General features: G+C 43.8%; 17 protein-coding genes, 1 other RNA gene, 1 pseudogene and 1 other annotated feature. Of the genes and pseudogenes, 15 read left to right on the top strand and 4 right to left on the bottom strand.

Translation table 11 applies throughout. The features are described from left to right. Positions 1-232: 232 nt before the first annotated feature. Positions 233-622, bottom strand: a complete 390-nt coding sequence (locus ABVF09_RS05295; RefSeq protein WP_026569836.1) for a TIGR04086 family membrane protein — start codon at positions 620-622, stop codon at positions 233-235. A 157-nt stretch (positions 623-779) separates the two neighbouring features. Between ABVF09_RS05295 and ABVF09_RS05290 the strand changes: the two genes are divergently transcribed. Continuing rightward, entirely contained in the window at positions 780-2,078 is a 1,299-nt protein-coding gene (locus tag ABVF09_RS05290) for an ArsB/NhaD family transporter (protein WP_026771126.1), read from the top strand. Positions 2,079-2,156: 78 nt separating this feature from the next. Continuing rightward, positions 2,157-2,825, top strand: a complete 669-nt coding sequence (locus ABVF09_RS05285) for a DUF421 domain-containing protein (RefSeq protein ID WP_035426677.1) — start codon at positions 2,157-2,159, stop codon at positions 2,823-2,825. Positions 2,826-2,996: 171 nt separating this feature from the next. Here the strand turns inward: ABVF09_RS05285 and spoVB are convergent, their stop codons facing one another. Next, positions 2,997-4,553, bottom strand: coding sequence for a stage V sporulation protein B (spoVB, locus tag ABVF09_RS05280; protein WP_026771127.1), 1,557 nt, complete (start codon positions 4,551-4,553; stop codon positions 2,997-2,999). Positions 4,554-4,673: 120 nt separating this feature from the next. On the opposite strand from spoVB, the gene ABVF09_RS05275 reads away from it, so the two are divergent. From ABVF09_RS05275 to ssrS, 12 genes and pseudogenes are all read left to right on the top strand, one after another. After that, positions 4,674-4,973: a post-transcriptional regulator gene (locus tag ABVF09_RS05275; RefSeq protein WP_026569840.1), complete on the top strand. Its 300-nt coding sequence runs from the start codon at positions 4,674-4,676 to the stop codon at positions 4,971-4,973. Between the two features lie 158 nt (positions 4,974-5,131). After that, positions 5,132-7,381 (top strand): protein translocase subunit SecDF, encoded by a 2,250-nt coding sequence (gene secDF, locus ABVF09_RS05270; RefSeq protein ID WP_153464649.1) that lies wholly within the window; start codon positions 5,132-5,134, stop codon positions 7,379-7,381. A gap of 204 nt (positions 7,382-7,585) precedes the next feature. Next, positions 7,586-7,918: pseudogene (locus ABVF09_RS05265) on the top strand (transposase); the annotation flags it as partial. 725 nt (positions 7,919-8,643) lie between these two features. Then, a complete protein-coding gene (locus ABVF09_RS05260; RefSeq protein ID WP_153464647.1) occupies positions 8,644-8,970 on the top strand; it encodes a LapA family protein in 327 nt (108 codons plus the stop codon). Positions 8,971-9,043: 73 nt separating this feature from the next. Next, on the top strand, positions 9,044-11,392 hold the full coding sequence (gene recJ / locus ABVF09_RS05255) for a single-stranded-DNA-specific exonuclease RecJ (protein WP_371068725.1): 2,349 nt from the start codon (positions 9,044-9,046) through the stop codon (positions 11,390-11,392). Further along, positions 11,382-11,894: an adenine phosphoribosyltransferase gene (locus tag ABVF09_RS05250; RefSeq protein WP_026569844.1), complete on the top strand. Its 513-nt coding sequence runs from the start codon at positions 11,382-11,384 to the stop codon at positions 11,892-11,894. Before recJ ends, ABVF09_RS05250 begins: the two co-directional genes overlap by 11 nt. A gap of 286 nt (positions 11,895-12,180) precedes the next feature. Beyond that, the gene (locus ABVF09_RS05245) at positions 12,181-14,385 is read left to right on the top strand and encodes a RelA/SpoT family protein (RefSeq protein WP_026569845.1); all 2,205 of its coding nucleotides are present in this window, start codon (positions 12,181-12,183) and stop codon (positions 14,383-14,385) included. A gap of 14 nt (positions 14,386-14,399) precedes the next feature. Continuing rightward, entirely contained in the window at positions 14,400-14,849 is a 450-nt protein-coding gene (gene dtd, locus ABVF09_RS05240; protein ID WP_026569846.1) for a D-aminoacyl-tRNA deacylase, read from the top strand. Positions 14,850-15,034: 185 nt separating this feature from the next. Then, on the top strand, positions 15,035-15,211 hold the full coding sequence (locus ABVF09_RS05235; RefSeq protein ID WP_161629531.1) for a 4-alpha-glucanotransferase: 177 nt from the start codon (positions 15,035-15,037) through the stop codon (positions 15,209-15,211). Between the two features lie 49 nt (positions 15,212-15,260). Next, positions 15,261-15,481 (top strand) — a binding site (T-box leader). 106 nt (positions 15,482-15,587) lie between these two features. Beyond that, positions 15,588-16,868 carry a histidine--tRNA ligase gene (gene hisS / locus ABVF09_RS05230; RefSeq protein WP_026771132.1) on the top strand — a complete coding sequence of 427 codons (1,281 nt, stop codon included), beginning with the start codon at positions 15,588-15,590 and terminating at the stop codon, positions 16,866-16,868. Position 16,869: 1 nt separating this feature from the next. Then, the gene (gene aspS, locus ABVF09_RS05225) at positions 16,870-18,648 is read left to right on the top strand and encodes an aspartate--tRNA ligase (RefSeq protein WP_371068724.1); all 1,779 of its coding nucleotides are present in this window, start codon (positions 16,870-16,872) and stop codon (positions 18,646-18,648) included. Between the two features lie 118 nt (positions 18,649-18,766). Next, positions 18,767-18,959: non-coding RNA, 6S RNA (gene ssrS / locus ABVF09_RS05220), on the top strand. A gap of 80 nt (positions 18,960-19,039) precedes the next feature. Here ssrS and ABVF09_RS05215 read toward each other — a convergent pair. Then, a complete protein-coding gene (locus ABVF09_RS05215; RefSeq protein WP_026771134.1) occupies positions 19,040-19,717 on the bottom strand; it encodes an RsfA family transcriptional regulator in 678 nt (225 codons plus the stop codon). A gap of 268 nt (positions 19,718-19,985) precedes the next feature. Next, positions 19,986-21,275 carry a replication-associated recombination protein A gene (locus ABVF09_RS05210; RefSeq protein WP_026771135.1) on the bottom strand — a complete coding sequence of 430 codons (1,290 nt, stop codon included), beginning with the start codon at positions 21,273-21,275 and terminating at the stop codon, positions 19,986-19,988. Positions 21,276-21,671: 396 nt separating this feature from the next. Here ABVF09_RS05210 and cymR point away from each other — a divergent pair, with 396 nt between their 5' ends. Continuing rightward, positions 21,672-22,091 carry a cysteine metabolism transcriptional regulator CymR gene (gene cymR / locus ABVF09_RS05205; RefSeq protein WP_026569851.1) on the top strand — a complete coding sequence of 140 codons (420 nt, stop codon included), beginning with the start codon at positions 21,672-21,674 and terminating at the stop codon, positions 22,089-22,091. The last annotated feature ends 20 nt before the right edge of the window (positions 22,092-22,111 follow it).

Raw genomic sequence — 22,111 nt, 5'->3', positions numbered from 1 at the left:
AATCAAATTTTTGTTTTACAAACTCCGATTTGCTTCCTTGTATAAAGGGGCATCGGAGTTTTTTTTTGTTCTTCTCCCGTGACCTCATCATTTGTGAAAAAAAGGACCGGATGACTCATTCCTGAACCAAAGAAATTTTTGAAAATGAAAAGAAACAAGACTGGAAGCTGCATCCGGCCTTGTCCTTCTGAAAGAAACTTTTCTTCCATTCCTCTTGCATCGTCTCAACTATCTACTTGGAAGACGTATTGTCTTCTGTGCTTAAGTTGACACCCAGCATGCCTCCGATTAGCGATGCAGCTAAAAAACCACCATAATGAACGAGCTGCTCCAATCTGATGCCCGTACGGTATCCGAGGTATTGATACAGCAAAACAAAAAGGATAAACCCCAGTCCTGTCAGGCCACCCAATATCCAACCCTTTTCTTTTCCTTTCAGACCAGAAATAAGGCCACCGATGAACAGTGCCGCAATACTGATTGCGATAGTCGTCCAGTTCAATGCATTTGCCCCAAAACTGGTGAACTTCAAAAGAATGGATAAAATCAGGCTTGCTGCCAAGATAATTCCCAATGCTGTAATCCATCCATAAAGAAGTGCGGTCATTCGTGTCCGTGCCATCTGATTACCTCCCTATGTGTTTGTCCCTTTTGTAACAGCTTATTCGGGGTTTTTTAAATTAGAATTAAATATTTGCCCAAGCTCTGAATACATTCTTAGTAATGGATTTTTAAAAGGAAGCTCGATCAGGCATTTTCGTGGGGAAGGGGAGAAATGCATGTCTGCTGTGGTAGCCATTGCGGTTTTCATCATCAGTTACTTTTTCATTATGACCGAGAAAATCAACCGGGCGCTTGTTGCTTTATCAGGAGGGGTCCTGCTTCTTCTGACAGGCATTTACCGTTGGGAAGATGCTTATACACATTACATCGATTGGAATACGATTGCTTTATTGTTTTCGATGATGGTACTCGTGTCCATCACGAAAAAAACGGGACTGTTTGAATTTATTGCAATTGCTTTTGCCCAGAGAGTGCATGGTGCTCCCATTCCGCTGCTGGTTGGTTGTTCTGTCCTTACAGCGCTTGGGTCTGCCTTGCTTGATAATGTGACAACCGTACTCCTGTTTGTTCCGATTGTTTTGACATTGACCAGGCTGTTGCAGCTTCCGTCATTTCCCTATTTGTTGACAATCATCTTCAGCGCCAATATCGGAGGAACCGCCACTTTGATCGGGGATCCGCCAAACATCATGATCGGCCAGGCGGTAGAGCATTTAACCTTCCTGTCGTTTATTGTTCATTTAGGGCCTGTTGTCGTTTTACTGTTTTCAGTCATGATGATTTCAGTTGTCATTTTATTTCGCAATAAGTTGAAGAAAAACGAGGACCGCATTGATCAGTTGATGGGAATGGATGGAACAGCCTATTTAAAAAAGACACCGATGCTTTATCAATCGGTAACGGTTCTATTACTGACAATCACCGGATTCTTGCTTCATCCGGTGTTCCATATTGAATTGACCACAGTAGCAGTAGCAGGGGCACTCTTACTGCTTCTTCTCACTGACAAAGAAGCTGGTACAGAAAAAGTGTTTCAAGAGGTAGAATGGATCACTTTGTTTTTCTTCATCGGATTATTCATGTTAGTCGGTGGATTGGAGAGAGTCGGAGTCATCGATGAACTGGCCAGGGGAATCATGATACTGACAGAAGGGGATCTGCCCTTCACGGCGTTGCTGATTTTATGGACGGCGGGTTTGTTCTCAGGGATTATCGATAATATCCCGTTCGTAGCTGCTATGATCCCGGTGGTGAAGGAATTTCAATCGTACGGAATGGCGAACTTGGATCCGCTGTGGTGGTCATTGGCACTGGGGGCTTGTCTGGGGGGGAATGGAACATTGATCGGGGCTTCTGCCAACGTCGTGGTAGCGGGTCTTGCAGAGGGAAATGGGCAGCGTATCCCTTTTATCAAATTTCTTTGTTATGGGATTCCACTCGTGCTCGTTTCGTTAATCGTATCAACCATATATATTTATTTTCGCTATCTCGTTCCTTTCCAGCAGAGCTTGTAAGCAAGCGTCATCTGCAGCATAAAATCCAGTCTATTAGCAATAATAGCTATAACTGTGATTTTGGGAAGTGATTTGATTATGGATATCGAACTTGGGAAGATAATATTCCGCACTGTTTTCACCTATTTAATTATCGTGGTGATTTTTCGTTTGATGGGAAAACGGGAAATCGGAGAATTAAGCCTTTTGGATATCGTCGTATTTATCATGATTGGGGAAATGGCGGTTTTCGCCATCGAGGAACCGAAGTCGAATATCGCCCAAGCTATCATACCCATGGCTGTTTTGATGGTCATTCAACGCTTTACTGCCTGGGCGTCCTTGAAAAATCAACGATTTCGTGGATGGTTTGAAGGCAAACCTTCTGTGATTATTTCGAAAGGGAAAATCGATGAACATGAAATGCGGAAACAACGTTACAATTTTAATGATTTGATGCAGCAACTGCGGGAAAACGGCACAAAGAGTATCCATGATGTAGAATTTGCGATTCTTGAAGCGTCCGGAAAACTATCCATATTTGAAAAGTCGGATAATGACAAGGAGGGTATATCATCAGAGGGATACGTAGTACCCATGATCGTAGACGGGAAAATTCAATATGATTCTCTGGAAAAAATAGATAGAACCAAGGATTGGCTCATTGAGGAAGTGAAAAAGCGAGATCTCACAGTCGAAGAGGTCTCTTTTTGCAGTATCGACAAAGATGATCAAATTTATATCGATATAAAAAACGAAAAAAAATAGAAAATGCCATGGGTTTTGGCAGTGAAGAACCTGTTCCAGAGCTGCACTTTCCACGGTTGCATGGAGAGGGCCAGCCCGGGCTTATTAGCGGTCCGCGGTCTGACCGGTCCCTTTTTTATCGAGGAGGGGTGACTCACCTGATTTTGTCGCCATGCCATGGCAGGCTTTATCCTATTTACGGATCAAACGGTTCAGAAGCGGGAATTGACGCAGCTCGGCCATCGATAAAAATTTAAATTGAAACAATAAAACGAGATAAAAGATTCCCAGAACTGCAAGGATGGCAAGAAAAATCAACAAATTGTCCGCATATCCTGGAATTAACTGCTTCAGCAGATTTCCTGCCCACCAGGTAATGGCAAACAAACAGACCATTTTCAGAAAATCCAGCCAAGGCAGTTTGAAGGAAATGACTTTGATCAAAGTAGCCATATGGAGCATAGTACCAAGAACCACACCTACAATCATTCCCAAGGCAACCCCCATGATCCCGAATTGAGGATTGGTAGCAAAAATGACCAAGACTGCAAATTTCACCCCTGTGCTGATGATGCTGTTCCACATTGCTTCTTTTGCATAATTCAATGCTTGCAGTGCTGCGTTTAAAGGGAACTGCACATACAGCATGACGAAGAATGGGGCCATTAAAATCAAAAATCTGCTTGCACTGCTGGTTCCATACATGAATTCCAGAATCGGGACCGAAAAAAGCATCAGGATCACTGTCGCCAAAGCACCAGAAGCAAAAGAAATCCGGATCGCCTGATGAATGCGATAGTGAACGAGTTGGCTGTTTTGTTTCGCGTCTGCTTCACTGATGTTCGGCACCATGGCGACAGCGAGCGAATGGGTGATGAAGGTAGGCATGAACAGTAATGGAAGAGCATATCCCGTAAGCGAGCCATAAAGTTTTGTCGCAGCTACAGTATGAAATCCTGCAATGGCCAGACTTTGTGAAACGAGAATCGGTTCGAGAAAATTGGAAACAGAACCCACAAGGCGGCTCCCGGTTCCGGGCAAGGCAATCGACATGAGTTCATTGAATGTCGTTCTTCCGGATTTGATATAGTGGAGGATGTCAGCCCGCAACTTGATACGCTTCTTCGTTTTAAACATGCGCAGCATGAAAAACAACGAGCAAAGTTCTCCGACAATAACAGAAAACATGGCACCTGCCGCGGCGAATTCCACTCCATAAGGAAGAAACAATTTAACTAAAAATGAAACACAGCAAATCCTGACAATCTGTTCAATGACTTGAGCGTAGCTCTGTGGTTTCATGTTTTGTCTTCCCTGGAAGTATCCACGGATGACAGAGGAAACAGCCGAAATCGGAACCATCGGGCTGATTGCGAGCAACGGATAAAGCGTCCGTTCATCCGTTAAGAACTTTGTCGCTACTATCGGAGCGATCAAAATCAATCCGACGAGGAAAATGACGCTAAGTGTCCCGGTAATAGTCAGAGAAATAATTAGAATGCGTTTGATCTTTTTGAGATCACCATGTGCTTCTGCCTCTGCTACCCGTTTTGAAATAGCTATCGGCAGTCCGAACTGGGTGAGTGTATAGACGAGAAACAAGGTAGGAAGAGCCATCATATACAGCCCTATCCCTTCCTCCCCCATTAATCTTGCAACGATGATGCGGTTGATAAAGCCTAAGAATCTGGTGATCATACCGGCTGCTATCAAAATCAGGGTCCCCTGAAGAAATGTTTGCTTGGTCACAAGTAACGACCTGCCTTCTCAAATTTTTATAATTCATATACAATGAATGTATATGCAAGGTGGTTGGCCAAGCATGACAGGCAGGTAAAAAAATTATCAAAAGCTAGAGGGGGCGCACCAGTGGCGGAGGAAAAACTAGTTGATGAATGGAAAAAAGAAATGGAATTGATACTGGAAAGCAAAGTGGAAGAATTTCAATTGATGGGGTACTCCAGGGCGACTTCTCTGGATGTATGGAATTGTCTCAAGAAGAAGGTATGGAAAGGCAATCCCCCCAAGCGTGTCCATGAGGTTGTGGGAGATATTTTTCATTTGAGTTCAAACATTTATATGAGTTATTTAACCGTTCAAGCTTATCAAGACGACGATTTAATGGCATCCATTGCCGCTTTATCCGGCCCTGTTGAAGAAGAAGGATAGGAATAGTCCATTGACCTTCATGTAAATAATTTCTATAATGTTCCTATGTGTTGTTTGATATGAAACATTAATGAAAAAAGGATCCAGGCGATTTAGCCGGTCACAAATTAGCTGTATTTGCTGTTAGAGCGGATGGAGTATGAGGAGGCACAAACAGGATGGTTAAAAGAGGCAGAATCGTTGCCTTTTTTCTAATCGTGTTGATTTTTGCAGGGACGATTGGGACAACGATTACAGGTATAACCAAGGATATCAAGCTAGGCCTTGATTTGCAGGGCGGTTTTGAAGTGTTATATGAAGTGGAGACACTGGATGGTGATTCGGATGTCAGCATGGAAACGTTGGAAGCGACGACGGAAGCGCTCCGTGAACGTGTCGATGTTCTAGGTGTCAATGAACCGAATTTCAATATTGAGGAGCCGAACCGGATTCGGGTACAGCTCGCGGGAGTGGACGACCAGAATGAGGCAAGGGAGTTGCTCTCAACTTCAGCCCAATTATCATTTCGTGATGTCAATGATAAAGAATACTTAAACGGAGATGACTTAAAAGAGAACAGCGCTCGGCAGGACTTTGATCCAAACACCAATCAGCCGATCGTTACTCTTCAGTTGAAGGACCCTTCTAAATTTGCAGACGTTACGAGGGAAATCTCGCAAATGCCTGATAACCGTCTGGTGATCTGGATGGATTATGAAGAAGGAGATTCATTTGAGGAAGAATCAAAGAAAGAAGATCCCAAGTATATTTCCGCGCCGGCAGTCAATCAGACATTGAATACATCGAATGTTCAAATCAGCGGTAACTTCACAGTTGATTCTGCCCAACGCTTGGCAGATATTTTAAATGCCGGTTCATTGCCGGTAAATTTAAATGAGGTGTATTCTACCTCAGTGGGAGCACAATTTGGACAACAGGCACTTGATAAAACAGTTTTTGCCGGTTTTATCGGAGTAGCGCTCATTTTCTTGTTTATGATGGTCTACTACCGTTTCCCTGGTGTGATTGCTTCCATTACATTGAGCATTTATATTTACTTGATCCTGCTTGTATTTGAATGGATGAACGGGGTGTTGACTTTACCCGGAATCGCTGCTCTGATACTAGGGGTAGGGATGGCGGTCGATGCCAACATCATCACCTATGAACGGATCAAGGAGGAATTGAAATCCGGTAAATCGGTACAATCCGCATTCAAAGCCGGTAACAAAAATTCCCTGTCGACGATTCTCGATGCCAATATCACCACGATGATTGCGGCGGCAGTGTTATTTATTTTCGGGACAAGTTCGGTCAAGGGATTTGCCACTATGTTGATTATCAGCATATTGGTCAGCTTTATTACAGCAGTTTATGGAACAAGGCTGTTTCTTGGTCTTTGGGTAAACAGCCGTTTTCTAAATAAACGTCCTGGCTGGTTTGGCGTGAAATCCAAAGATATACAAGACAAGGACAATACCGATGAGGTAGAACCGAAGTTATTCGGGCGCACATTTGATTTGGTGAGCCATCGTAAAAAGTTCTTTTCGCTCTCCCTTATTCTTGTCCTTGCCGGTGTAATTTGTCTGGCCGTTTTCCGGTTGAACCTCGGGATCGACTTTACGGCGGGATCCAGAGTGGAAGTTCTTGCCGATACAAGTCTGACTCAGGAAGCAATCGAAGAAGATTTTGAAGAACTCGGACATTCCCCGGAACAAATCGTCATTTCCGGAGATGATAACGACATCGCAGTGGCAAGGTTCGATACAGTCCTGTCTCAGGACGAAGTAGGAGAATTCCAAGATTATTTCAGTGATCAATACGGGAACAATCCAAGCGTTAGTACGGTGTCGCCTGTAGTTGGACAGGAGCTCGCCAAAAACGCTGTGATGGCAGTGTTGTATGCCGCGCTATGCATCATCGTTTATGTGACAATCCGTTTTGAATTTTTCTTTGCACTTACAGCAATCATCGCTTTGCTGCATGATGCATTTTTCATCGTGGCGTTGTTCAGCATTACGAGATTGGAATTCGATATTACGATTATCGCTGCGATACTGACAATAGTCGGTTATTCGATCAACGATACTATTGTTACATTTGATCGGATCAGGGAAAACCTGAAGCTTAAGAAACGGGTGAAATCGTTCGGAGAGCTAGCGAAAATCGTCAACCGCAGCTTAATGCAAACCCTGGCGAGAAGCTTCAATACGGTTATTACAGTGGTGTTTGCCGCTGTTATGCTGCTGGTGTTCGGTGCATCCTCGATTACTAACTTTTCCTTTGCGTTAGTTGTCGGGCTAATTGCCGGAACCTATTCGTCATTATTTATTGCAGCCCAGCTTTGGTTGATTTTCCGTGGAAGAAATATCAAAGAAAAACCAATTAACTATGTGAAGAAAAAACAAACAGGCGGACCGCAGGTTTAAGGTGCCTCTCTGTGGGACACGGCCACAGCTGACCTGGTCTTGAAAACCCAGTTGACCATGGGACTTCGGCTGGCGCTGTTCCCGCAGGCGTCACCACCGAACGCTCATCGTGGAATCGACAGAGGTAAAACGAAAAAGCGTGATTTTCTTTGATTTTTAAAAGAAAGTCACGCTTTTTTCTAATACATAAAAGGGAGGGATTCGATGTTAGACCGTCCATTATCCATGAATTTAAGCCAGTATGAAGGGCTTTACGATATGTTGGTCCCTAAGGACCATCTTCTTCGGGAAATCAATGAGCTTATCGATTTTTCCTTCGTTTATGACGAATTGAAGGACAAATACTGTCATGACAATGGACGGAACGCTGTTCATCCCCTTCGTATGCTCCAATACCTTCTCTTGAAAACCATGTATACATTGTCTGATGGAAATCGCGTGGAACGCGCTCAGGTCGACATGTCCTTTAAATGTTTCTTTGAGATGGTACCAGAAGATGACGTCTTTGATCCCAGCTTATTAGCTTACTTCCGTCGTAGTGAAACGAATGAAGGAATAGAGGGCAATAATCACTTGAAATTAGATAAAGAGACCGGGACAAAAGCATGGCCGCCAAATCAAATACCGAAATAATTCTAACTACCAATCAAATTCGTTCGGTTTTCGTTTTATATTCTCGTTATATCCTGTTGTTTGATGTGTGCTTCGAATCGCTACGGCAAGATACTACGCGTTCCACGGGCACGGCTTCAACTTCCTCAGAAAGCAAAAAACGCTTTCTTGCGGGATTTTCAGCTCGTGCTGTTCCCGTTGGAGTCTCCGTATCTTGCCTTCGCTACGTTTTTGTGCTCTGATTTCTACTTTATCAAGACAAGATGACTAGACAGTATTCTTTTATTGGTTGATAGGTATCTAAACAGAGGAGAAGACAAAAAATAAGTACGGAGGTTCCTTTATTCTTTGGAAACTGGACAATTGCATAATAAGGAAAAGAAGTAAACCTGGTCTCCATGCGGCTTCGCTTTCTATCCGCAAGGACATGAGGCAAAACGGAAAACACTCCAGAAGAAGGTATCTCATTCTTTGCCAAGTTAGCTGAAGCCGTGTCCGTGGAAAGCGAAGTACCTTGCCGGAGTGGAAAGTTGCACTTTTATAGGGTCAGTGGCGTCACTGAATTACGAGGGTTTTTTTTCTACTTAGGTTGGGAAGTATATCTTTAACCGGTGTTTATAACCTCTATCATGCAGTAAAGGAGGAAACAAATGAAAGGGCAAAGCTATATCATCCTTGCACTCATATTTGCATTGATTGTGGCGATTTTCGCTGTTATTAATGTCGAACCTGTAGAAGTCGACTACTTATTCGGAACCGGAAATGCACCATTGATCCTGGTCATCTTGATATCTGTCTTGATGGGGGGATTGATCACGGCTGCCGTGGGCTGGGTCAAAGTGCTTCGATTGCAAAAGGAAGTCCGCTCGTTGAAAAAGAAAAACGAACAACTCGACGAACCTGTTGCCGAGCCGGCTTCGATGGAAGAAAGCACGGAACAAGACCAGAAAGAAGCAATGTCCAATCACAAAGAATGAGGGAAGATACGAAAAAAATCCATTTGCTCCCCCTGATTCACTCTAGTATAATAAGTGGGTCAGGGGTGAATTTATGTTACAAAGCCAAGCAAATTGGAAGTTTACATATAACGATTCAGATGAAGGTATCGATTTTACAGAAGAATTTTCCTTGGCTCCTTTAACCGAGCGTCTGTTGTTTCAAAGAGGTATCGTTTCAAAGGAGCAGGTGGAAAAATTCCTTCATCCAAGTCTTGAGGACCTACATGATCCGACGTTGATGAATGACATCAGCAAAGCTGCTGAAAGAGTCCATCAAGCCATAGCGGATGGAGAAAAAATTCTTGTTTTTGGAGACTATGATGCAGATGGTGTAAGCTCGACTGCGGTCATGCTAGAGGCACTTCGGGAGTTGGGGGCGGACTGTGCTTTTTACATTCCCAATCGCTTTACAGAAGGATACGGACCCAATGAACAAGCCTTCCGCAAGGCGAAAACGGAGGGTGTAAACTTGATCATCACTGTGGATACCGGGATTGCTGCAGTCGAAGAGGCGGAAATCGCCAAAGAAATCGGTTTGGACCTGATTATAACCGACCACCATGAAGTGCAGGATCAGCTTCCTGATGCGCTGGCAATCGTGCATCCCAAATGTTCCACTGATTATCCATTTCAGGAACTTGCCGGTGTAGGAGTAGCTTTTAAATTCGCCCAGCAGTTACTTGGCTATTTCCCCAAGCAATTGTTGGATTTGGCTGTGATAGGGACCATCGCTGATTTGGTGCCGCTGGTCAATGAAAACAGAGTGCTGGCCAAATTCGGCTTGAAAGCAATCTCGCAATCAAACCGTCCAGGAATTAAAGCTTTGAAGAAGGTTTGTAATATAGAGGGCGATATTACCGAAGAACATATCGGTTTTTTTATTGGCCCGAGAATCAACGCGGTGGGAAGGCTTCAGGATGCGGATATGGCCGTGGATTTGCTGCTTACACAGGATGGTGCCGAGGCGGAGGAACTGGCAGGATTCATCCAGGAATTGAATCAGGAAAGGCAAAAAATAGTTGCCGACATTGCTAAAGAAGCGGAAGCATTGGTAGAAGCGGGTGACACGGGAGAACATGTCATTGTGGCTGCGAAAGAGGGATGGAATGAAGGAGTTTTGGGGATTGTTGCATCAAAACTCGTAAGGAAATATGATCGGCCTGCAATTGTCTTATCCATTAACGCTGACAAAAACCAGGCCAAGGGATCGGCAAGAAGTATCGATGCTTTTGATTTGTTCAACAACTGTATGGAAATCAGGGAAACCTTTACGCATTTTGGCGGGCACGCACAGGCTGCCGGTATGACGTTGCCGGTGGAAAATCTCCCGGCACTCCGGAATCTCTTGAACGATGCGGCTGCCAATAAACTTACGGAAGAGGACTACAAACAGTCATTGACAATAGATTCGACCGTCGATATCGAAGAGTTGGATGTCTCGATCATAAAAGAGGTCAATAAATTAGCTCCATTCGGAATGAGCAACCCCAAACCGTTGTTCCATGTTCAAGCTAAGCCTGCAGAAATAAGGCTTATCGGAAGCCAGCAAAATCATCTGAAGTTTTCCTTCCAGGGAGGACAAAAAAAATTGGACGGCATCGCTTTCGGTATGGGCGAACTCTACAGTAAAATCTCTCCTCGTTCCGTTATTGATGTGATTGGAGAGTTGGAGATTAATGAATGGAATGGAAAACAAAAAGTACAGCTAATGGTTAAAGATTTAGCAGTACATGCCTGGCAGCTTTTCGATTATCGCGGGTCCAGACACCTCTCAAAGCAAATTCCACTGGAACTTTTCCAGGAAAGTCTGGCTGTCTGTTTTCATGAGGAATCAATGAAACAACGTATTCCAGCTGAAGTCAACCCGTCGCTTTATAGCGAGGACAAGCTGTCTCGCTGGGAGCAGGAAAATATCGAAAGCTTGATTTTGCTCGACTTGCCTGAGCGTTTGGGGGATTTAGAGCAACTGTTGTCCCGGTTGAAACCAGGCAAAATTTTTGCTTGTTTCTATGAAAAAGACGGACGTTTTCTGGAAGTGCTCCCGAGCCGTGAGGATTTCAAGTGGTTTTATGCCATGGTGTTGAAGAGAAAACAATTCGATATGAATACAGAATTGGATATGCTCGCGAAGCATAAAGGCTGGAAGCCGGAAAAGATAAAATTCATCAGCCAAGTGTTTTTTGAATTGGAATTTGTTAAAATAGAGGATGGTCTGCTGAAAACCAATCCGAATCCAGCAAAAAAAGATTTGACCGAAGCGCCTGCATATCAAAAGATGCAAAACAGGCTGGAAATAGAGAAAAAACTTTATTATTCATCTTATGATGAATTGAAAGCTTGGTTCGATCCATTTATGGAAAAGAGCGGATCACCTAAGGAGGAAGTAAGCCATGGATTATAAAAAATACATCACCGTCGTAGAAGATTGGCCGAAAGAGGGAGTAAGATTCAAAGATATCACGACTCTTATGGATAATGGGACTGCCTATAAGGCTGCAGTGGATGAGATTGTCGAGTACTCCCGCACGAAAGAAATCGATTTGGTGGTGGGACCGGAAGCAAGAGGGTTCATTGTCGGCTGTCCTGTTTCATATGCGTTGGAAGTCGGTTTCGCCCCTGTCAGAAAAGAAGGCAAGCTGCCGCGCGAAGTGATCAAAGTCGATTACGGTCTTGAATATGGAAAAAATGTACTGACAATCCATAAGGATGCCATCAAACCCGGCCAGCGGGTCCTGATTACCGATGATTTGTTGGCAACAGGGGGAACAATCGAAGCGACCATCAAGCTTGTAGAAGAACTGGGGGGTATTGTGGCAGGTTGTGCCTTCTTGATCGAGTTAACTTACTTACATGGCCGGCAGAAGCTGGATGGTTATGATGTCCTTACTTTAATGCAATATTGATATAAGCAAAAAAGAGGAGTGCTCTCAGGAGTACTCCTGTTTAGCTACTATCCGGTTTGTACGGATGGAAAAACTTTTTTTCTTTACTTTTTTTAAGCTTTTTTTATACTAGAAGAAAGCATAAACAGCAAATGATGTTATTTTACACTTTTATTGCAGATTGAACTATCCCTGTTGTATAGCGGAAGCTTTCTTACTTGATTCAGCAATCTGATAGTTTTAGGTTTTGATTCACACAACATTGTCCATTCCAGTGTTCAATAGTAAAAGAAATCAAGGTGATTACATGTCGAAAGATAAAATTTTGACAGCAGAAGATGTCATGGAGCAAGCCGGTACGTATCTTCCTGAAAAAGATGTATCCTTTATCAGAGAAGCATACTACTATGCCGAAAAGGCACATGAAGGCCAGTATCGGCGATCCGGAGAAGCCTATATTATCCACCCCGTACAAGTGGCGGGCATTCTCGTTCATTTGGAACTGGATCCGGAGACAATTGCCGGCGGGTTCTTACATGATGTTGTCGAAGATACCGATGTAACGGTGGAACAGTTAGCTGAAGCGTTCAATGATGAGGTTGCAATGCTTGTGGACGGCGTAACCAAGCTAGGAAAAATCAAGTATAAGTCCAAAGAAGCGCAGCAGGCAGAAAATCACCGTAAAATGTTCGTTGCGATGGCCAAAGACATTCGGGTCATCCTGATCAAACTGGCGGATCGGCTCCACAATATGCGGACGCTGAAACATTTGCCGCCCGAGAAGCAGAGACGGATTTCAAATGAGACACTGGAAATATTTTCTCCTTTGGCGCATCGTCTTGGTATTTCCACCATCAAGTGGGAATTAGAAGATACGGCGTTACGATATTTAAATCCTCAACAGTACTATCGAATCGTGCATTTAATGAAACAAAAGCGCGAGGAACGTGAAAACTATATTGAAGAAGTCATGCAGGAAGTGCAAAAGCAGCTGGATGACGTCCATATCAAAGCTGATTTTTCCGGACGGCCGAAGCACTTATATAGTATTTATAAAAAAATGGCCATGCAGAATAAACAGTTTAACGAAATATATGATTTACTGGCTGTCCGGATAATTGTCGACAGCATAAAAGATTGTTATGCCGTACTTGGCATCATCCATACTTGTTGGAAACCAATGCCGGGACGTTTCAAAGATTATATCGCTATGCCGAAACCAAATCTTTATCAGTCCTTGCATACGACCGTGATCGGGCCGAAGGGGGCTCCTCTGGAAGTCCAAATCCGGACAAAGGATATGCACGAAATTGCCGAATTCGGAATCGCCGCTCATTGGGCATATAAAGAAGGAAAACAGCTTGATCAGAATCAAGAGGACTCTGAAGCCAAGTTGAGCTGGTTCCGGGAAATACTGGAATGGCAAAACGAAACACATGATGCAGAAGAGTTCATGGAGTCTTTGAAAGTCGATTTATTTTCCGATATGGTATATGTTTTCACCCCGAAAGGAGATGTGATTGAGCTTCCATCGGGTTCTGTACCTTTGGATTTTGCTTATAAAATCCATACAGAGGTCGGGAACCAAACAATCGGTGCAAAAGTGAATGGCAAGATGGAACCTCTTGACTACCGCCTGCACACTGGAGATATTGTCGAGGTGATGACTTCCAAACATTCTTATGGACCGTCCCAGGACTGGCTAAGTATCACGCAGACATCCCAGGCGAAAAATAAAATCAAACAATTTTTCAAGAAACAGCGCCGCGACGAAAATGTGGTGAAAGGAAAAGAATTGGTCGAAAAAGAAGTGAAGGCTGCAGGTTTCGAACCAAAAGATATTTTAACCGCCGAGAATATTGAAAAAATTGCCGAAAAATTCAACTTCAGCAATGAGGAAGATATGTACGCAGCTGTAGGTTATCAGGGAATCACTGCCGCACAAATCGCCACGCGCCTGACTGAAAAACAGAAGAAACAAAATTTGAAAACCCAGGATTTAGCTGAAACTTTGGAAGGCGTATCCAAAACAGATGTCAAATCAGGGCACGGTAGAAAAAGAGATTCAGGAGTGCGGGTCGCAGGTGTCGACAATCTCCTGGTCCGTTTGTCTAAATGTTGCAATCCAGTCCCGGGTGACGATATTGTCGGTTATATAACGAAAGGTCGTGGTGTTTCCGTTCACCGGACCGACTGCCCTAATATACAGACAGAAGAAGCGCAAGACCGGATTTTAGAGGTGGATTGGGAAAACAATGATGCATTGTCAAAACAATATCATGTAGATTTAGAAATCTCCGGGTTCGATCGGCGGGGATTACTGAATGAGGTATTACAGGCTGTCAATGAAACCAAAACGAACATCATCGGGGTCAACGGGAAATCGGACCGCAATAAGATGGCCCTCATCCATATTACCATCTTGATTCATAACATCAGTCATCTTCGAAAGATAGTGGACAGGCTGAAGCAAATTAAAGATGTTTACACGGTAACAAGAATGTTGCAATAAGGAGTGCGTTAAAGGTGAAAGCTGTCATTCAACGGGCAAAACAAGCCAAGGTTGAGGTGGAGGATAGAACGGTCGGGGAAATAGAATCCGGGCTGGTTGTATTACTCGGAATAGGCCAAGAGGATACAACAGAAGATGCCAAATATTTGGCGGATAAGATAGTATCTCTCCGCATCTTTGAAGATGATCAGGAAAAGATGAATTTGTCCTTGAAAGACGTTGGAGGCAGTGTGCTTTCTATTTCTCAGTTTACTTTGTACGCGGATACGAGGAAGGGACGGCGTCCAAACTTCATGGCCGCGGCGAAGCCCGGTCCTGCTGAACAACTGTATGAAAAATTCAATCAGTATGTAGCAGATTCCGGAACAAAAGTAGAAACAGGCACCTTCGGGGCAGATATGCAGGTCCATCTTACAAACGATGGCCCTGTAACCTTGCTTTTGGATAGTTCGGACCGCAGATGAATGTAATCGGTCTGTCGTAAAGCAATCCAGTTTGTTTTTAGCACATCCCGATTGTCGGGTGTCGGCATAGTCGCCAATTGACTTGGGCATACTTAGGGTAGAGAACGAAACAGCGTTATTTTCTTCAGCGTTTCGCTTGGCTAGTCGTTAGGGGAAATCCAAATCAATAAGGAGGCCTACAGCCGATGCGGTACAACCAAAAGCAATCGGACATGCAGTCAGCAGCACCGAGCATTTTTGGAGCGGATTTTCACCGTTTTATGGAAATTGAAGGGCAGTTGAACAGACTGGAAATTGCCGAAGACCTCGGTATCTCGCTAGGTGATGTAAAAAAACTGAAAGAAAAATTGAACCGCGCTTGACAACAGAAGCGGCAAACATTATGATTATAAACAATTCTTAATATGAATCGAACAACCATGGAAGGGAAAAGTAGACAGAATCACACGTGAACAGAGAAGGAGTGCCACAGGTTGAGAGCACTTCTACATGATGCTCTGTCGAAAGACGTCCCGGAGGTTTTGTATTGAATTTAGTAAATACAAACGTTTTGCAGGCGTTAACTGTGAAAGTGGAAGCTGTGCATACAGCTTCAACCAGGGTGGCAACGCGGGTGAACTCTCGTCCCTTTTCTTAAAGGGACGAGAGTTTATTTTTTATTTGCTGAAACATGTGTTGCGAGATGTCTCATGACATCGAACCATACTCAAGACTACATACATTACAGGGGGTTTGAAAATGAATATCAAGGCACCGAGGGGTACCCAAGACCTATTACCCGAAACTACTGGTGACTGGCAATATATCGAACAGAAATTGACCGACTTATGCAGAAGGTTCAACTATCAAGAAATACGCACTCCTGTATTCGAACACACCGAATTGTTCCAAAGGGGAGTAGGTGACAGTACAGACATTGTGCAAAAGGAGATGTACACCTTCGAAGACAGGGGCGGCAGAAGTCTTACCCTGCGTCCGGAAGGAACTGCTTCGGCAGTACGGGCGTTCGTCGAACATAAGCTTTACGGACTCGCCAATCAGCCGGTCAAACTTTTTTATTTCGGGCCGATGTTCCGTTATGAGAGGCCACAGCAAGGAAGAATGAGACAGTTTGTCCAATTCGGCATCGAGGCTTTGGGCAGTGCTGACCCTGCCGTGGATGCGGAAGTTCTTTCATTGGCTATGAGTGCTTATCAGCAATTAGGGCTTCGTTCTTTGAAGCTCGTAATCAACAGCCTGGGTGATGCGGAAAGCCGCAGCAATCATCGTAATGCTCTTGTAGAGCATTTTTCACCACATAAAGAGGAGCTTTGTGCAGATTGTCAGGTCCGGCTTGAACAAAACCCACTGCGGATTTTGGACTGTAAAAAAGACCGCAACCATCCAGCAATGGCAACAGCCCCTTCTATCCTGACTTATTTGAATGAAGATTCCGAAAAATATTTCGCGGAAGTTAAGAACCATCTTGACAACATGGGTATCGATTATGTCGTGGATCCCAACTTAGTACGAGGTCTGGATTATTACAATCATACCGCTTTTGAAATCATGAGCAATGCCGAAGGGTTTGGCGCTATCACTACTTTATCTGGTGGAGGCCGCTACAATGGCCTTGTCGAAGAACTAGGCGGTCCTGAGACTCCAGGAATCGGATTTGCCATGAGCCTGGAACGACTTTTGATGGCTCTAGATGCTGAAGGCATTGAATTACCGGTGGATGATGGACTTGATTGTTTTATTGTCTCTCTTGGTGAAAAAGCTGAAAAGGCAGCAGTACGCTATACTTATGAATTAAGAAATGCGGGTGTCCAAGTTGACAAGGATTATCAGCAGCGAAAATTCAAAGCACAGTTCAAAGCCGCTGATCGTCTGAAAGCAAAGTATGTAGTGATACTAGGGGAAGAAGAATTGGAAAAAGATACAGCGACCGTGAGAAACATGAGTACCGGGGAGCAAGTAGATGTTTCGCTCCAGCAGTTGGTTGCTTATATGAAGGAAGAGTTGGAAGGAGGAAACTAATATGGCAGAATCAAGACAAATGGCAGGTAGGCTTTCGAGAGAGTCAGTCGGTGAACAAGTGAAGTTAAAAGGGTGGGTTCAGAAACGGCGAGACTTGGGCGGATTGATTTTTATCGATTTAAGAGACCGTTCCGGAATCGTCCAAGTGGTTTTCAATCCTGACATTTCTCATGAAGCACTTGCGATTGCCGAACGGGTTAGAAGTGAATATGTGGTAGAAATCGAAGGAACGGTGGTCGAAAGAGACAGTGCTACTGTCAACGAAAAAATGGCTACAGGTGAAATTGAAATTTCCGTATCAAATATCATCATATTGAACAAGTCGAAGACACCCCCTTTCCAAATAGAAGGGGATACAGAGGTATCTGAGGACTTGCGCTTGAAGTACCGTTATATCGACTTAAGAAGAGAGCCGATGCAAAAAACATTCAAGTTGCGCCATCAGACAACGCAAGCGATTCGAAGCTTTTTGAACGAAGAAGATTATTTAGAAATGGAAACCCCGATGCTGACAAAAAGCACGCCAGAGGGGGCGCGGGATTATTTGGTTCCGAGCAGGGTGCACCCAGGTCACTTTTATGCACTTCCACAGTCTCCGCAGTTGTTTAAACAACTGCTTATGGTTTCTGGATTTGAAAAATATTATCAATTCGCCCGTTGTTTCCGTGACGAGGACTTACGTGCAGACAGGCAGCCGGAATTCACTCAAATCGATATCGAGACTTCTTTCTTGTCGAGCGAAGAAATCATGGCGATGTCTGAGCGAATGATGAAAAAGGTAATGAAGCAAGTGAAGGATATGGACATTGAAACACCTTTTCCGCGAATCAGCTACGATGAAGCGATGGAAAGGTTCGGTTCCGACAAACCGGATACAAGGTTTTCGATGGAGTTAGTCAATGTTTCTGAAGTAGTAAAAAATGCTGGTTTTAAAGTTTTCAGCAGTGCAGTCGAGAATGGCGGGAAAGTCAGTGCACTCAATGTCAAAAGTGCCGCAGCGGATTATTCCAGGAAAGACATCGACCAGTTGACAGAGTTCGTCAAGATATACGGGGCTAAAGGTCTTGCCTGGTTGAAAACAGAAGGATCCGAATTAAAAGGCCCTATCGCTAAATTTTTGTCGGAGCAGGAAGCGGAAGATTTAAAGCAAGTACTTAAAGCTGAAGATGGAGATTTGTTGTTGTTTGTGGCAGATAAAGTGTCGGTAGTGCACGAAAGCCTGGGAGCACTTCGCTTGAAACTGGGGAAAGAACGGAAGTTGATTGATGAATCATCATTCCATTTCCTTTGGGTGACGGATTGGCCGTTGCTAGAATATGACGAAGAACAAGGCCGTTATTTTGCTGCTCATCATCCTTTCACCATGCCTGTTCAACAAGATCTCGACAAGTTGGATACCCACCCGGAGGAAGTGAAAGCGGAAGCCTATGACCTTGTTCTTAATGGCTATGAATTGGGTGGCGGATCATTGCGTATTTACCAACGGGAGATGCAAAACAGGATGTTCGAGGTTTTAGGGTTTTCCCAGGAAGAGGCAGAGGAGCAGTTCGGATTTCTGCTGGATGCATTGGAGCATGGAGCACCTCCACATGGAGGAATCGCCCTTGGCTTCGACCGTTTTATCATGTTGCTTGCCGGCAGAACGAATTTGCGGGATACAATCTTGTTTCCTAAAACGGCTTCGGCGTCTGACTTGCTTACTGAAGCGCCGGGAAGTGTAAGCCAAGCGCAGTTGGATGAATTGAATTTGAAATTGAAAGAATCAAGCCGGAAATCCTGACATTTCAAGCATGTAACAATTGTTATGGAAACGTCATGAGTAAGCTTCTTGAAAGCTGTATATTTCTGTGCTATCATTTGAATATAACTTAAGCGGCACTCCTTTAGGAGTCCAGCTATCAATCCTGATGTGTTCGTCTCATCCAATACGTTTTGACCGAACATTTAGTTGAACGGGAGCCTGTGGTTTCTGTGCAGCGTGCAAGCCTCATTGGAATAACTGATGAGAGGAAGCATAAAACATAGAACAGGGCACCCACCTGCCGAGAGCGGGTTCAAAACTATCCAGGGGACGGCACAATCGGGATTGATGCTACATAATGAAAAACCTTAAGGATATGTCCTTAAGGTTTTCTTTGTGTTTTGTAATTTCTTATTATCTTATTAACTGGTTATCTAGCCATATGTTCTAAATTTCCATTCTTGTCCATCTTGAAAGCAGATGCCGACAGGCTGTCCTGATCATCAAAGACGACCATTTTACGGGCACGGTCCATGATTTGAATCAACACTTGATAATCTTCCTGGATTGCTTGCAACTGTTCCTTCGTGGCCCCCAGTTGTTTCTCGAGCTGGTGGTTTTTTTCTTTGAGAGATTCATTTTCTTCTGTTAAGGTTTGAGCATCCAACTGCGACTGCCTGGAATCATGATAACCCTGTTTTAAGGAAGTTAAATAGTCAATAACCATGTCCAAATTGATAGAAGCCTCTTTTTCTTCTTCAGCAAGGTGAACAGGCAAATGAAATGACTCGTTTACCGTTTCCTCCGTTTCTTCAACCGGACCAGATAAAAAGGCCGTTGCCGGTCTTTGGGCGTTTTTTTGTTGTTTGGCAAGAGCGCGTTTCTTCTCTTTTCGTTGACGCTTGGCAATATCGACAGCTTGCTCGTATTTTTTTCTTACCTCTGCATTCCAACGGAAACCGCAAGCAGCCGAGGTTCTATTTAATTTATCACCGACTTCTTCAAAAGCATTCAATTGGGTGCTGCCTTCCCTGATATGTCTCAATACTGTTTCGGCCAATAGCAAGTCATCTTCATGTGACCAGGCATCTTGTCTAACTTTAACCAAAGTATTCACTCCTTCGCTATGTTCATAGAAATAGTTTGTAAATTTTATATCTATCTTTGCCTTTTCTATTGGATTTATACACAGGAATGCAATACTCTGATATTTTTATGCAAGAACGGACTTTCATGTAGATCTGCCGTTGCCAAAGCAGGTGATTGTTTGCCCACTTGTTGGAAGGAAGCTTACAACCGTCAGCACTAATTTCGATAAAGGGAAAATCAAATCGCTTTTCTTCCTGGCGCTTTCCCTCGGAAACCTTGAAAGAAGTCTATTTTTGTTTTTTGAAATCTTTCAATTTCCTGTAGATTTCAGCCATTCGTCGTTCCTCTCCAGCTTCGACGGGATGATAATACTGTCTGTCTCTCAATTTTTCGGGAAGGTAATCTTGATTGACCCAACCGCCAAATGAACCAACAGGATAATTGTGTGGGTATAAGTATCCTTCATGGCCCAAATCCTTTGCACCTTTATAATGGGTATCGCGCAAATGAAGAGGGATATCCCCCACTTTACCTTTCCGTATATCATTTATTGCCATATCAAGCGCTTTGTAGGCGGAATTGGATTTTGTAGATAAACACATGTCCACCACAGCGACCGATAAAGGAATCCGGGCTTCCGGCATGCCAAGACGTTCACTTGCCTCCACAGCTGCCAGTACACGACCGCCGACATCTTTGTTAGCAAGTCCAATGTCTTCATAAGCTATCACAAGCAGGCGGCGATTGACTGCAGTCAAATCTCCGCTTTCCAACAGGTGAGCCAAATAATACAAACCTGCATTTACATCACTGCCGCGGATACTTTTTTGCAGACTCGACAACAAATTATAAAAGTTGGACCCCTTTTTATCTCCGAACACACCCGCCTTGTCGATAAATTCCTCCACTGTTTGTTCTTCCAGGACGATTCCTTCTTCTTGATTACCGGATGCATAGACCACCGCTTCCAGTACATTCAATGCTTTCCTTGCATCCCCGTTGGTCCCTTCGGCAATGCGCTGAATCACTGTATCGTCAACAGTGATAGAGATTTTTCCGAAGCCTCTTTCTTCATCGGCCAAAGCGTTACGAAGCAGCTTTTCAATATCTTTGCTGTCCAGCCTTGTCAGCTGCTTGATCTGTCCACATCTGCTCCTGATAGCGGGATTAACATCGTGGTAAGGATTCTCTGTCGTGGCCCCGATCAAAACGATCAATCCTTTTTCAACATGCGGGAGCAAATAATCTTGCTGTGCTTTGTTAAAGCGATGAATCTCATCAAGAAAAAGGATGGTGCTTCCTTCCATCTTTGCTTTTTCGATGACGATTTCTACATCTTTTTTTCCGGCGGTAGTTGCATTCAAGGTAGTGAACGGCATGTTTACTGTACCTGCGATAGCATGGGCAATCGCCGTCTTGCCGATACCTGGATCTCCATATAGAAGCATGGATGGTACATACCCGTTCATCAGCATTTGATAAAGTTTTGTCTGTTTTCCAATCACATTTTCCTGACCGACGACTTCATCGATCGTTTTTGGACGCATCCGATAAGCCAATGGTTCTTTGCTTCTCATTATTATTCCCCCTGTTTGATGAAGTGTCCAATTGTCGCTCTGTGAGTATATAGCTTGACGTAACATGAGAATGTCTATAAAATAACTATTTTCAAGCGTAATGATAACCTTGATAAAATGCAAGAAACTTGCTATTCATGCTATAATAGCTTTTGGCTATAGATAAGATGATGCAACGTATAAAAGAGTGAGGTACAAAAGAATTTTCTATATAAATGGTTAAATATACTTCGAGACATTTTTGTCATGAAGGTGTTTCACAACAGAAAACAGACAAATCAGCGGTAACTAAGGCGAAGATATCACAAGCTTGATGTATCAAATAGCGGAGTCAAGCAAAACTAAAGCCTATAAAAGGGTTCTGCTGATAGAAAGATGCATGAAGAGGTGAGGGGAATGAAAATCTCGACCAAGGGCCGATATGGCTTGACTATCATGATAGAGTTAGCTAAAAATTACGGCAACGGTCCGGTATCATTGAAGACAATCGCCAAGGAAAACGAACTGTCTGAACATTACTTAGAACAATTGGCGGCCCCGTTGCGCAATGCCTGTTTGGTAAAGAGTGTACGGGGAGCCTATGGAGGATATATTTTGGCTAAACAGCCCAGCGAAATTACCGCAGGTGACATCATTCGTGTGTTAGAAGGACCCATCACTCCTGTAGAAGGAATTGAAGACGAAGAACCAGCTAAACAAGCCCTTTGGTTGCGGGTCAGGGATGCAGTGAAAAATGTTCTGGATACCACAACCCTTGACGATTTGCGAAAGCATGGTGATGATGACAGCCAGGAAGCCTATATGTTTTATATTTGATTCGAGGGAAGGGAGGATAA

The sequence above is a fragment of the Sediminibacillus sp. JSM 1682029 genome, assembly GCF_041366435.1.
GTDB lineage: Bacteria > Bacillota > Bacilli > Bacillales > Amphibacillaceae > Sediminibacillus > Sediminibacillus terrae.
Note: the sequence above shows the minus strand (reverse complement) of the source record. Positions and strands in the feature narration are given on the sequence as shown.

Bases quoted from the DNA above. Each gene is read 5' to 3' on its own strand.
- ABVF09_RS05295 (WP_026569836.1), bottom strand. From the start codon at position 622: ATGGCACGGACACGAATGACCGCACTTCTTTATGGATGGATTACAGCA.
- ABVF09_RS05290 (WP_026771126.1), top strand. From the start codon at position 780: ATGTCTGCTGTGGTAGCCATTGCGGTTTTCATCATCAGTTACTTTTTC.
- ABVF09_RS05285 (WP_035426677.1), top strand. From the start codon at position 2,157: ATGGATATCGAACTTGGGAAGATAATATTCCGCACTGTTTTCACCTAT.
- secDF (WP_153464649.1), top strand. From the start codon at position 5,132: ATGGTTAAAAGAGGCAGAATCGTTGCCTTTTTTCTAATCGTGTTGATT.
- ABVF09_RS05260 (WP_153464647.1), top strand. From the start codon at position 8,644: ATGAAAGGGCAAAGCTATATCATCCTTGCACTCATATTTGCATTGATT.
- recJ (WP_371068725.1), top strand. From the start codon at position 9,044: ATGTTACAAAGCCAAGCAAATTGGAAGTTTACATATAACGATTCAGAT.
- ABVF09_RS05250 (WP_026569844.1), top strand. From the start codon at position 11,382: ATGGATTATAAAAAATACATCACCGTCGTAGAAGATTGGCCGAAAGAG.
- ABVF09_RS05245 (WP_026569845.1), top strand. From the start codon at position 12,181: ATGTCGAAAGATAAAATTTTGACAGCAGAAGATGTCATGGAGCAAGCC.
- ABVF09_RS05235 (WP_161629531.1), top strand. From the start codon at position 15,035: ATGCGGTACAACCAAAAGCAATCGGACATGCAGTCAGCAGCACCGAGC.
- hisS (WP_026771132.1), top strand. From the start codon at position 15,588: ATGAATATCAAGGCACCGAGGGGTACCCAAGACCTATTACCCGAAACT.
- aspS (WP_371068724.1), top strand. From the start codon at position 16,870: ATGGCAGAATCAAGACAAATGGCAGGTAGGCTTTCGAGAGAGTCAGTC.
- ABVF09_RS05210 (WP_026771135.1), bottom strand. From the start codon at position 21,275: ATGAGAAGCAAAGAACCATTGGCTTATCGGATGCGTCCAAAAACGATC.
- cymR (WP_026569851.1), top strand. From the start codon at position 21,672: ATGAAAATCTCGACCAAGGGCCGATATGGCTTGACTATCATGATAGAG.